Genomic DNA, 12358 nt, shown 5'->3' on the forward strand with positions numbered 1-12358 from the left:
TTAATGCATGTAGCGAGGAATTATTGCTTTATTATCCAACTTAAATGTGAAAAATACTTAATTTTAATTCAGTATAAGGCTATTAAAGCATGAATAATCTAAATTATATTTAAACAATAAAAAACCCGCCGAAGCGGGTTTTTTATTCAAACTCTATAAATTAAACAGCTTGCTGAATAATTACGTTGTCTGCTTTTTTAGTGTACTGAGGCATACGGTGGAAGTTCAAGTAACGGTAAGTATCTGCTGCCGTTGCATTGATTTTCGCTGCATATTCTTGGTACTCAGCCGGAGTAGGTAATTTACCTAAAATTGCCGCAACTGCAGCAAGCTCTGCTGATGCTAAGAATACGTTTGCGCCTGTACCTAAACGGTTAGGGAAGTTACGTGTTGAGGTAGAAACAACCGTTGCTTTATCTGCAACGCGTGCTTGATTACCCATACACAGTGAACACCCTGGAGTTTCAATACGTGCACCTACACGACCAAAGATACCGTAGTAACCTTCGTCTGTAAGTTGGTCTTTATCCATCTTCGTTGGTGGAGCAACCCAAAGCTGTGTTGGAATACGGCCAGTAAAGCCATCGAGTAATTTACCCGCTGCACGGAAGTGGCCAATGTTAGTCATACAAGAACCGATAAATACTTCATCGATTTTCTCGCCTGTAACGTCAGATAGTAAACGCGCATCATCTGGGTCATTCGGTGCACAAAGTACCGGCTCTTTAATATCAGCTAGGTCGATTTCAAGTACGTGCTTGTATTCTGCATCCGCGTCAGCTTCCATAAGTTCTGGGTTAGCCAACCAATCTTGCATTGCAGTAATACGACGCTCGATTGTACGAACATCGCCGTAACCTTCAGAGATCATCCACTTAAGCATAACAATGTTAGACTCAAGGTACTCAGAGATAGACTCTTTAGAAAGCTTAACAGTACAACCAGCAGCTGAACGTTCTGCTGATGCATCTGATAGTTCAAATGCTTGCTCAACAGTTAAGTGCTCAACACCTTCAATTTCTAGTACACGGCCAGAGAATTCGTTGATTTTACCTTTCTTCTCAACCGTTAATAAGCCTTCTTTGATACCGTAGTAAGGAATTGCATGAACAAGATCACGTAATGTGATACCTGGCTGCATTTCACCTTTAAAGCGAACCAAAATAGACTCAGGCATATCAAGTGGCATAACACCTGTTGCTGCTGCGAATGCTACTGCACCTGAACCCGCTGGGAACGAAATACCTAATGGGAAACGAGTATGTGAATCACCACCAGTACCTACGGTGTCTGGTAATAACATACGGTTTAACCACGAGTGAATTACACCGTCACCAGGGCGAAGTGAAACACCGCCACGGTTCATGATGAAATCAGGAAGCGTATGGTGCGTGTTTACGTCAATTGGTTTAGGGTAAGCAGAGGTATGACAGAATGACTGCATTGTTAAATCTGCAGAGAAACCTAAACATGCTAAGTCTTTAAGTTCATCACGTGTCATAGGACCAGTAGTATCTTGCGAACCTACAGTAGTCATTTTAGGCTCACAGTATTGGCCTGGGCGAATACCGGCTACGTTACATGCTTTACCAACCATTTTTTGCGCTAGTGTAAAGCCTTTGTCTGACTCTTCAGTCACTGCTGGTACTTTAAATACATCAGTAGCACCTAAACCTAAAGATGTACGTGCTTTGTCTGTTAAACCACGACCAATGATAAGTGGAATACGACCACCAGCACGAACTTCATCAAGGATTACATCTGATTTAAGTTCGAAAGTAGAGATAACATCATCAGTACCATGGCGTTTAACAACACCTTCGTATGGGTAAATATCAATTTGATCACCCATGTTGAACTCGTCAACATTTAATTCGATTGGTAATGCGCCAGAATCTTCCATTGTGTTAAAGAAGATAGGTGCTATTTTGTTACCTAAACATACACCACCAACACGTTTGTTTGGTACAAATGGGATATCATCACCCATAAACCAAAGCACAGAGTTAGTAGCAGACTTACGAGAAGAACCAGTACCTACAACGTCACCTACATAAGCAAGTGGTAAGCCTTTAGTTTTTAATTCTTCAAGCTGTACGATAGGACCTACTTCACCTGCTTTATCTGGGTTTATGCCATCACGCTCATTTTTTAGCATTGCCAAAGCATGAAGTGGGATATCAGGACGTGACCATGCATCTGGTGCAGGTGATAAGTCATCGGTGTTTGTTTCACCCGTTACTTTAAATACAGTAACAGAGATTTTTTCAGCTACTGCTGGCTTATTTGTAAACCATTCAGCTGCAGCCCAAGATTCGATAATTTGCTTAGCAAACGCATTGCCTGCTTTGGCTTTTTCTTCTACGTCGTAGAAAGCATCAAACATAAGTAATGTGTTTGAAAGGCCTTTTACTACGATTGGCGCTAATGATTCGTCATCAAGTAGGTCAATCATTGGCGCGATATTGTATCCGCCTAGCATTGTTCCTAATAATTCAGCTGCTTTTTCTTTAGAGATAAGAGAAGTAGTCGCTTCACCTTTAGCAACAGCGGCTAGGAAGCCTGCTTTGATGTAAGCAGCGTCATCAACACCTGGTGGTACACGATTGATTAATAAATCTAAAATGAATTCTTCTTCACCTGCCGGTGGGTTTTTTATTAATTCAATAAGATCAGCAGTTTGCTGAGCATCTAATGGCGCTGGTACGATACCTAACGCGGCACGTTCTTCTACGTGTTTACGATATTCTTGTAGCACAATATTGCCCTCTTGGTGACGTGAAAGTATTCGGTAGCGCTTCATGCGCACTTGTTACCCAATACTTATAGTATTCTAACGCGTAATTATAAAGCTTTTATAGATAGATGAAAATCCATCCAGTTACACAACTGATTATACCGACTATAAACACTATGAATAGTAGTTACGGGAAATTCTATTTCCATGAATACTTGTTAAGTAATAATCATTACTATTTAGGTAGACAAGCATAAATAGCGGCCATAAAAAAACCCAGCATAAGCTGGGTTTTTATAATCAAAATAATCTATTAACGTAAAACTTTTACTGTTTTGATTGTTTTGATGTGCGCTTCAACACGACGATTCTCTGCGTGTGCAGCGGCTGTGTTAGCTTCATTTTTAAGGCGCTCTTCACCTAAACCTACCGTAGTAATGCGGTCAGATGCAATACCGTCAGCTATTAATTGCTTAGCTACCGAATCAGCACGCTTTTTAGATAGCATTTTGTTGTAAGTCGCTTTACCTACTGCTGAAGTATGACCTTCTAAAAGCACTGTTGTATCTGGGTAATCTTTTAAGAAAGATGCAACTTGATCGATGTCGTCTAAGTAACGCTGTGATACAGCAGCTTTGTCGTTAGGGAACGTTACTAATAAGCTCACAGTTACTTCTTTATCTTCATATAAAGTACAACCAGTACCATCAACAGCATCTGTCATTGGTGTATTAGGACACTTGTCATCAGCATCTAAAATATTGTCATTGTCGCTGTCTACTGGCTCAACCATAACTTCAACAACCTCTGGCGCAGGCTGTACCGGCTCAGCAGGCATAGTGTTTTGTCCAAAGAAATAGTTAATACCTAATTTAGCGCCAACATCTGTGTAACCTTTATCAATACCTTGGTATACAGCAGTTTCAACGTTAGCGAATAAGTTGTCAGTAATGAAGTGTCTGTAACCAACACCTGCATTTAAGAACGTGTTGTCATCAACAACGTCCATTGATTTAATACCAACTAAACCGTAGAAAGGACCGCCATCTAAATGGTAAAGCGCATCAATACCAAAACGGCTACCGTCGATGTTGTTACGGTTACCAGCGGCTTTGTCGAATGCATTGAAATCAAGATCTGCATACTCTAAACGAGCACTCCAAAAATCGCTGAAGCGGTAACCCGCTTCAAGACCAAAGCCAGTCGACTCGTTTACGTCAAGACCAGCCTGTGCGCTCATATTTTCCCAAGACGCATCGTAGTAGTCGCCAAATGCGCCAATGTAGAAACCTTCTTGCTTGTCAGCAGCAAAAGTAGATACGCTAGTTGCAGCTAACGCAATTGCAATAGTTAGTGATTTTAATTTCATTGTTTTCTTCCCATTTTAACAACTAATAAATTGTGGCTAATTAAGTACTAGCTCACTAAGTTTTATACAGACTAACTCAACTTTTGTTAATCAATACTTAACGAAAAATAAAGTTTATAATTTTTTTCAATGCGATATAACGATATCCAACAAATCAGTTTAGGTGAAATTTAAAACTTTACCTAGCTAGAAACCAACTAGTTGATCATATAAATCGATAATCTGCAGAAGACACAAAGACAACTCAATCAATTGTTCTTGCTCACAATGAAACTAACTTATCTTTATGTTTAGATAGTAACACCGGAATTTGCTTTGCTCAATCAATGAACATCTCTGTGCTAAAATATCGTTATTTATAATCATTAACTTATCTATTTTTACAACACTTAAGTACCACAAAAAGTTTTATAGTCGGTATCATTTGACGGTACCTCTTGAAATTCGGCCATATCATCGCTGAACAGGTACGGTTTATTAGCTACTTTTACAAAACGGCTCATCAGTTTACTTGAACCAAGCTCATTATATTCAGCTAATATTGTTTCAATTATATGATTTCGCGGAATTATACGTGGATTGGCTGCTCGCATGGTTTTGTAGCTATCGTTACTTGTTCGGCTTTGCCACTTATTCGCCCACTCAATTAATTCTTTTGGAATAGTTGCATTGCCATTCACAAACTCCGTCAGTGCATCAAAAGTATTGGTGTAATCAAGATGATGTGCTTGCAATAATGTTAGTAGCTCAGAAACAAGATCTTTGTCGCCCTCTTTTGCACCAGCCAGGCCTAATTTTTTGCTCCACATTACTGTAAATTGAGTATTAAATTGCTCTGAAAAATGATGTATAACTGGAGTAAGTAATGACACAGCTTTTTCTTCATCATCGCTAATTAATGGGATAAGGCTTTCAGCTAAGCGAGCACAATTCCAACTCGCCATATTTGGCTGATTACCAAAAGAGTAGCGGCCTTGCTTGTCTATAGAGCTAAATACGGTGTCAAAATCAAAGCTATCCATCATTGCACACGGGCCATAATCTATAGTTTCGCCACTTACGAGCGTGTTATCGGTGTTCATAACGCCATGAACAAACCCAACGCGCATCCAATTAATAATCAAGTTCACTTGATTGCTAATGACTGCTGTCAAAAAAGCGATATACCGCTCAGGACCTTCACTCGTTATTTCAGGGTAATGGCGTTTAATTGCTAAATCAGCTAATTTTTTTAATCCCTCAGCATCGCCTTGGGTTGCTAAGTATTGAAACGAGCCAACACGAATATGGCTGCTTGCTAGGCGAGTAACAACAGCCCCTGGTTGAGGCGTATTACGGTAAACCGCTTCGCCGGTACCAACCACAGCCAAACAACGAGTAGTGGGAATACCTAATGCGTGCATAGCTTCACTCATTACGTATTCACGAATAGCAGGGCCTAATGCACATCGCCCATCGCCACCTCTAGAATACGGGGTAGCGCCTGAGCCCTTTAACTGAATGTCCCACAGCTGGTTTTTATCGTCATTTATAGCACCAAGCAAATGCGCTCGCCCATCACCCAAGCGCGGCGAAAAGTGACCAAACTGGTGCCCAGAATAACCAAGCGCTACCGACTTTATTTGCTGTGATTCATTGCCTGCAAAGGTACTAGGACGCAGCTGCGGCTCAACACCTATATTAAACTGCTTTGCTAACGCTTCGTTCCACAAAAGCAGTTGCGGAGCTGCAACGCTTGATGGTTGATCTTCTATTGCGAAATTATCTGCTATGTCTGTGTATCTCGGCACTAGTTTCATGGTTAATTTCCTGACTGTTGACGTATACCTACGCGATTGTCACCCACACCATAGGCCACAATTAAACTCAGCTCTTGCATACTTAAACCACTTTGCTTTTGCATTTCGTTAAAAAATGCCTGCGCAGCAGTGAGTGATTTTTTAGTTTGCAGCCCACCATCAATAATTTTATGTGCCCTTAGGTAACTTTCTACATCTCGCGAAAGTAAAAAAGTATCTTTACCAAGCGCTCTTAAGGCATACGGGCCAGTATTTCCACCCAAACGGGCGCCGTGTTTTTTTAAATATGCCCATAAACCAATAATGTCATCGCTTGGCCAGTTAGCTACGAACTTGCTAAAACTGCCATATTCCTGTGCTATTTCGTGGATCATGTAGGCATTTTCAGGAATTGTTTTCACTTTTTTATAATTACGAATAATACGCTCATCACTCGCTTTTTGCTCGAGCATATCGGGCGGCATCATTAATAGCTTATCAACGCTGAATTCCCAAAAAACCTCTCTAAAGCCCGACCATTTGCTGTTTATTACCGACCAGTAAAAACCACTTTGAAAAACTTTTCGGGTAAATTCTTCAAGCCAATCGTCGTCACTTAATGCGCTTAATGCTTTTTTAGATAAGGGTTTTGCGAGTAATAACTTAAGCATTTTTTCAGAGCCTTTTCGCTCTACTGCTCGCTTATAAATATCGCTAAATTTTTCCATACTTATTAAATACCTCGCTGCTCATAGGGTTAGTTTACGAGAAAAGCAGCCAATACGTAACCACCCACATTTTCGATGAACTAATCTGTATCCTGCAACTTGACACCTAGACGGCTAAAATGTTTTAATCGCCGCAATTACCCTATTTAAATTGTATTTTGTTAAACCTTTTGCGGTTAAACAAAATACAAAGGGCTAGAAGAGGTGCGTTATTCAGGTAGCGTATGTTAGGAGCGCAAACTCCAGTGAGCATACGTCAGGGGAATACCGCCGAGAGGTAAACGCTTTTGCGAAGCAATTACTTCGGGCGACTAGGTTGAATCCTAGCGACTGTCACCAATAGCTGTTTTAAAACAGCTTATTAGTTTGGTGGAGAGCTTCTGGTCTTAAATAATAAGGCCGTGCGCCCTATTATTTTAAGCCCATTCGCTCTTCGAATACTGTTCGAACGACGTTAATGCGGCTCACATCATACAGCCCCTTTAATATCTCGAACACCTTATAGGTTCGTAAGAGATGATCAATAATTTCAATTTAGATGACTACGCACTGTGGACAGCGCTTGTTACGCCGTTTGATCAACAAGGTAATGTTGACTACGACACGCTCACAACACTTGTTAGCGAACAAGAAGCAGCACACAACGGTATTTTACTGCTCGGTAGCACAGGTGAAGGTTTAGCCCTTACGCTTAATGAGCAGCAAGGCATTGTTGAGCATGTGTGCCAATTAAAACCCAGTGTACCGCTTATGGTTGCTGTTGGTGGTAGTAACTTGGCCCAACAAAAAGAATGGGTTAGCTACTGTAACCAATTACCTATTCACAGCTACTTATTAGGCTCGCCTCTTTATGCAAAACCAGGGGCTGTAGGTCAAACACATTGGTACGAAAGCTTATTAAACGAAAGCGCGCATCCGTGTATGTTATACAACGTACCTGGGCGCAGCGGTGTAAGCATTCCTATCGAAACCATTGAAAACTTAAAAGCACACCCAAAACTGTGGGCCTTAAAAGAAGCCAGTGGCAACATCACCCAATTTGAAGCATACCGACAAGCCGCGCCTAATTTAGCTCTATACAGTGGCGACGATGCACTTATGCCCTACTTTGCCCAAGCAGGTGCAAAAGGCTTAGTATCGGTTGCGGCAAACGCGTGGCCTTTGCAAACACACGAATTTGTAAAACGCAGCTTAAGTGGCCAACACCCCAATTTATTTGCTCAGTGGACTCGCGCTATTGATAGCCTATTTGCTGTAGCAAACCCTATTCCCGTTAAAGTGCTAATGCACCAACAAGGCCGCTTAAGTAGCCCGTTGCTGCGCCCGCCTTTAACGCATCTTGAGTTAACGCAAACCGATTGCATTACCACTGCAAACGACACCATTTTATCTTGGCATTAAATACAGGTTTTTATAATGAGCTGGTTAGAACTACTTAATAATTTAGAATCGGGCGCAGTACGCGCAGCATCACAAAACGAAAGCGGTCAATGGGAAGCTAACGTAGAAGTAAAACAAGGCATTTTAGAAGCCTTTAAAAATGGCACTAACACCGAGTTTGCAGGCGGGTTTGTTGACAAGCACAACCTTGCACCGCAAGAGTTTAGCACTGACGACGGCGTGCGTATGGTACCAGGTGGTTCAAGCGTTCGTCGTGGTGCCTACGTAGCTAAAGGCACTATTATTATGCCACCAGCGTACGTAAATATTGGCGCATACATCGACGAAGGCACTATGGTTGATAGCCACGCGTTAGTGGGCTCGTGTGCACAAGTAGGTAAAAACGTACATTTGAGCGCAGCCGTTCAACTTGGTGGTGTACTTGAGCCAATCGGGGCAAGCCCAGTTGTGGTTGAGGACGATGCGTTTATTGGCGCAGGTTGTGTCATTGTTGAAGGCGTAGTGGTTAAAAAAGGCGCTGTACTTGCACCAGGCGTACGCTTATCTGCAACCATTCCGGTGTACGACTGCGTAAACGAGCGCCAGCTAGATAAAGGCGAGCCAATTCCAGAGTACGCCATTGTAATACCTGGCTCTCGCCCTGCGTCTAACGAGTGGGCTCGTGAGCAAGGCCTAAGCATGTCGTGTGCGTTAATTGTTAAATACCGCGACGAGCAAAGCGATGCATCGTTATTGCTAGAAGAGGTTTTACGATAATGAGCTTTTTGAGCACGCCAATCAAAACCGCTGTTAATACGCTTACTCAGCAACTTGATACCCCTTTTTTTGTTTACGACCTAGATAAACTAAACGCACACCTTGCGCGCTTAGTTGCGCAAACCGATGTAAAACTTTGGTATGCAGTAAAAGCGAACCCGCTTTCTAAGATTATTCAAAGCTTAGATAGCGCAAGCTTTAACTTTGACGTAGCAAGTAAAGGTGAACTTGAACAAGTCCTTGCACAAGGTATTAGTTCGCAGCGCGTGCTCAACACAGGGCCTGCAAAGAGCTCTAAACAAATTAAACACTTTATTGAGCGCGGCGTACGTATTTTTGTTGCCGAAAGCCTCAATCAAGTGCGTTGGTTAAACCAACAAGCGCAGCTGCAAAATACGCAGCTGCAAGTTTTATTGCGTGTGCAACTACGCTGGCCTGAAGGTGAAAAAAACCCACTAGGCGGCGACAGCCTAACTCCGTTTGGGCTTGGCTGCGATGAATGGCAAGCGCTCAATACTGGCGATTACCCAGCACTTAATTTTGATGGCCTGCATATTTTTCAGTGGGGCAACATGCTTAGCACGCAAAAGCTAAGCGAGCTGTGGTCGCAAATGATTGCACCGCTTACCACCTTGGCTAATAACTTAAATATAAACCTTAAAATTCTCGATTTAGGCGGCGGTTTAGGCATTCCTTATACACAAAACGAGACAATCCTTGAGTGGGATGGCCTTATAGCCGCGCTTGCTAAAATTAAAAAAGAGGCGGGTGTAGACGAGCTTTGGATGGAGCTTGGCCGCTACGCTGTAGGCGAATGCGGTCATTATGCTAACCCCGTAGTAGAGTGCAAACAAAACTACGGCCAACAGCAAGTTATTTTAACCGGTGGTATTAACCACTTATTGCGTCCTGCTGTTACAAGCCAAGATTTTCCTGCGGCGTTATTGCGCGAATCAACGGCGCCAGAACAAGCAATGAGCCTATATGGCCCATTATGTACTGCCCTTGATTGTTTAGGTGAGCATACCCTACCAAGCGATTTAAACGAGCAAGACTGGCTGGTATTTAGCCAATGTGGCGCCTATGGTTTTACCGAAAGCATGCCCTACTTTTTATGCCATGAACTAGCCGCAGAATATGTGTTACAAAATGGCGAGCTCACCTGTGTGCGCCAAGCAGAAAATGCCAGTCACTACTTAAGGTAATAAACATGAGCATAACAACACCCATTAGCCAAGAAAACATTGTAGTAGGGGAAGTAGCAAATGGCTTGCCTCTCACTATTCCGGTGTATCGCTTAAAAGGCGACGGCACAGGTCCAAGCGTGTATATTCAAGCCAACATGCATGGCGCCGAGGTACAAGGTAACGCGGTTATTTTTCAGCTGCTAGAGCAGTTAAAACAGCTCAATTTAAAAGGCGACATTACCTTAGTACCATATGCTAACCCTATTGGTTGCAATCAAAAATCAGGGGAGTTTACCCTTGGCCGATTCGACCCAATTACGGGCACTAACTGGAACCGTATGTATCACTACAATAGTGATTTAGTCACCCAGTTTGCCAAAGATCATAGCCAGTACGACGATGCAGCTTTAAAAAATAACTTTAAACAAGCCTTGCTTGATGAAATAGACACCAAACTTAACGGCCCTGCATATTTACTCAATACCGGTAAACGCATTGCGCTTAATTTGCAAAAGCTTGCGCACCAAGCCGACATAGTACTCGATTTACACACAGGCCCTATTTCAAGTAAGCATTTATATTGCCCAACCTATGCAACAGACAGTGCTCGTTATTTTAATATTGAACATGTACTGCTGATCCCAAGCGACTTTGATGGCGCTATGGATGAAGCTAGCTTTTGCCCATGGTGGCACTTAAGCAATGCACTTAGCGCGCAAGGGCGTTCGTTCAACGTGCAGGTAGAAGCCTTTACAGTTGAGCTAGGTAGCCAAGAAAAAATAGATTTAAAAGAAGCACTCAACGATGCAAAGAGCATATTATGCTACCTAAATCATAAGAACGTATTAGTAGATGCACCGCATAAACCAGCTAATATAACTCGCTATGCGTGTAACCTAGATGACTACTTTGCCTATTACGCCCCTATTGGCGGCATGGTTGAATATATAGCACCACTTGGTAGTCATATTAAAGCAGGCGAGCCCATCGCACATATTTTACGTATGGAACGCTACCTAAGTGAACAACCATTACAAACGCTGACTCTTGATTGCGATGCTATCGCTATTTTGCACTTTGCCTCAGCAAGCGTAAATCAAGGCACTGAGTTGTATAAATTTTTTACAAACGTATTTGAGCTATAGCTCACCCTTCTCATTGCGTGAGAGTACATTAATCTCCTAAGTTAATGTACATTAGATAAAGCGGCTTTGGCCGCTTTTCTTTTGATCTGTTAGTACCGCTTTTAACGTAATGTAAACAGTTCAGTAAAAGTTCACTGTACCTAATGTAAAAAGCGTTATAATAAAATAAATCACAACCTACCCAATACTCACAAGGAATTACAATGAGCTGGCGCCACTGGATCACCCTTTCAGCTTTACTAAGTACCGCAGCATTTGCGCAAGACGAATTACAAACAAACGAGCAAGACAGCAGTATAGAACTCGTCAAGCAATGTATTTTGAATGAAGTGATTGGGGGCGATGGCAAGCAAACACTCGATGAGCTTCGTAAAAAATGCTCTGCACTGGAAGAAAACAAACAACTGACCGCACTCGATAAACGCCAAGCACGTGAAGAGGTTGGTAAAAAAAATCGTAATGTAATCACCCCCCACAAACGTAATTACATATTGCCATTATCATACGTATCGCATCCTAACGATCGCCCTTTTGACCGTTTTGATGAGCTCACCGATGAACAAGATGGTGATACGCTCGATAACTTAGAAGCAAAATATCAACTTTCAATCAAGGTTCCCTTGTTTGACGAATTTTCTGACGAAGACCAAGCCTTGTATTTTGGTTTTACGCTGCAATCGTATTGGCAAATTTATAACTCAGAAATTTCATCGCCATTTCGTGAAACCAACTACGAACCTGAAATTTTTTGGATAAATTATCTGGATCCAAAAAACGTACTTTGGGGCGATGAAATGGCTATTGTGTTAGGTATTTCACACCAGTCAAATGGTCGAAGCCAACCAAACTCACGTTCGTGGAACCGTATTTACGCCGACTTCATATGGGAAAACCGAGGCTTTGTTTTTAGCTTTAAACCTTGGTATCGCATAGCTGAAGACGAAAAAGAAAACCTGCTAGATGCAAAAGGTGATGATAACCCTGATATTTACAAATACATGGGGTACTTTGAATTTAGCGGTGCTTATCGTTATCACGACCATGAATTTAGCTTTATGACTCGCAATAATTTAAATTCAGACAATCGTGGTGCACTTCAGCTTGATTGGTCATTTCCTTTGTGGGGCCGCGTTCGTGGCTACGCGCAATACTTTAACGGCTACGGTGAAAGCCTAATAGATTATAACGCCGACGTTGAGCGTATTGGTGTGGGTATATTATTAACTGATTTGTTGTAATATCAGCTTATAAAAAAGC

General features: G+C 42.1%; 9 protein-coding genes and 1 riboswitch. Of the genes, 5 read left to right on the forward strand and 4 right to left on the reverse strand.

The features are described 5' to 3' along the window. Nucleotides 1-160: 160 nt before the first annotated feature. The 4 genes from acnB to PS1M3_RS15555 all read right to left on the reverse strand — a co-directional run bounded on the left by acnB (nt 161) and on the right by PS1M3_RS15555 (nt 6612). The gene (gene acnB / locus PS1M3_RS15540) at nt 161-2758 is read right to left on the reverse strand and encodes a bifunctional aconitate hydratase 2/2-methylisocitrate dehydratase (protein ID WP_006791315.1); all 2598 of its coding nucleotides are present in this window, start codon (nt 2756-2758) and stop codon (nt 161-163) included. A gap of 292 nt (nt 2759-3050) precedes the next feature. Beyond that, the gene (locus PS1M3_RS15545) at nt 3051-4106 is read right to left on the reverse strand and encodes an OmpA family protein (protein ID WP_006791316.1); all 1056 of its coding nucleotides are present in this window, start codon (nt 4104-4106) and stop codon (nt 3051-3053) included. Between the two features lie 389 nt (nt 4107-4495). Beyond that, nucleotides 4496-5905: a YdiU family protein gene (locus PS1M3_RS15550; protein WP_203985378.1), complete on the reverse strand. Its 1410-nt coding sequence runs from the start codon at nt 5903-5905 to the stop codon at nt 4496-4498. Nucleotides 5906-5907: 2 nt separating this feature from the next. Continuing rightward, nucleotides 5908-6612, reverse strand: a complete 705-nt coding sequence (locus PS1M3_RS15555) for a DNA-3-methyladenine glycosylase I (protein ID WP_203985380.1) — start codon at nt 6610-6612, stop codon at nt 5908-5910. Between the two features lie 191 nt (nt 6613-6803). Next, a riboswitch (Lysine riboswitch) is annotated at nt 6804-7000 on the forward strand. Nucleotides 7001-7128: 128 nt separating this feature from the next. Between PS1M3_RS15555 and dapA the strand changes: the two genes are divergently transcribed. The 5 genes from dapA to PS1M3_RS15580 all read left to right on the forward strand — a co-directional run bounded on the left by dapA (nt 7129) and on the right by PS1M3_RS15580 (nt 12339). After that, on the forward strand, nt 7129-8013 hold the full coding sequence (gene dapA, locus PS1M3_RS15560) for a 4-hydroxy-tetrahydrodipicolinate synthase (RefSeq protein WP_203985383.1): 885 nt from the start codon (nt 7129-7131) through the stop codon (nt 8011-8013). Nucleotides 8014-8028: 15 nt separating this feature from the next. Continuing rightward, a complete protein-coding gene (locus PS1M3_RS15565) occupies nt 8029-8769 on the forward strand; it encodes a 2,3,4,5-tetrahydropyridine-2,6-dicarboxylate N-succinyltransferase (protein ID WP_006791320.1) in 741 nt (246 codons plus the stop codon). Beyond that, nucleotides 8769-9974 carry a PLP-dependent decarboxylase gene (locus tag PS1M3_RS15570; RefSeq protein ID WP_203985385.1) on the forward strand — a complete coding sequence of 402 codons (1206 nt, stop codon included), beginning with the start codon at nt 8769-8771 and terminating at the stop codon, nt 9972-9974. Before PS1M3_RS15565 ends, PS1M3_RS15570 begins: the two co-directional genes overlap by 1 nt. A gap of 5 nt (nt 9975-9979) precedes the next feature. Next, the gene (locus tag PS1M3_RS15575; RefSeq protein ID WP_203985387.1) at nt 9980-11101 is read left to right on the forward strand and encodes a succinylglutamate desuccinylase/aspartoacylase family protein; all 1122 of its coding nucleotides are present in this window, start codon (nt 9980-9982) and stop codon (nt 11099-11101) included. Nucleotides 11102-11304: 203 nt separating this feature from the next. After that, a complete protein-coding gene (locus PS1M3_RS15580; RefSeq protein WP_203985389.1) occupies nt 11305-12339 on the forward strand; it encodes a phospholipase A in 1035 nt (344 codons plus the stop codon). Nucleotides 12340-12358: the final 19 nt, after the last annotated feature.

The sequence above is a fragment of the Pseudoalteromonas sp. PS1M3 genome (assembly GCF_016865405.1).
GTDB lineage: Bacteria > Pseudomonadota > Gammaproteobacteria > Enterobacterales > Alteromonadaceae > Pseudoalteromonas > Pseudoalteromonas marina.

Bases quoted from the DNA above. Each gene is read 5' to 3' on its own strand.
- PS1M3_RS15580 (WP_203985389.1), top strand. From the start codon at position 11,305: ATGAGCTGGCGCCACTGGATCACCCTTTCAGCTTTACTAAGTACCGCA.
- PS1M3_RS15555 (WP_203985380.1), bottom strand. From the start codon at position 6,612: ATGGAAAAATTTAGCGATATTTATAAGCGAGCAGTAGAGCGAAAAGGC.
- PS1M3_RS15565 (WP_006791320.1), top strand. From the start codon at position 8,029: ATGAGCTGGTTAGAACTACTTAATAATTTAGAATCGGGCGCAGTACGC.
- PS1M3_RS15545 (WP_006791316.1), bottom strand. From the start codon at position 4,106: ATGAAATTAAAATCACTAACTATTGCAATTGCGTTAGCTGCAACTAGC.
- PS1M3_RS15575 (WP_203985387.1), top strand. From the start codon at position 9,980: ATGAGCATAACAACACCCATTAGCCAAGAAAACATTGTAGTAGGGGAA.
- PS1M3_RS15550 (WP_203985378.1), bottom strand. From the start codon at position 5,905: ATGAAACTAGTGCCGAGATACACAGACATAGCAGATAATTTCGCAATA.
- PS1M3_RS15570 (WP_203985385.1), top strand. From the start codon at position 8,769: ATGAGCTTTTTGAGCACGCCAATCAAAACCGCTGTTAATACGCTTACT.
- dapA (WP_203985383.1), top strand. From the start codon at position 7,129: ATGATCAATAATTTCAATTTAGATGACTACGCACTGTGGACAGCGCTT.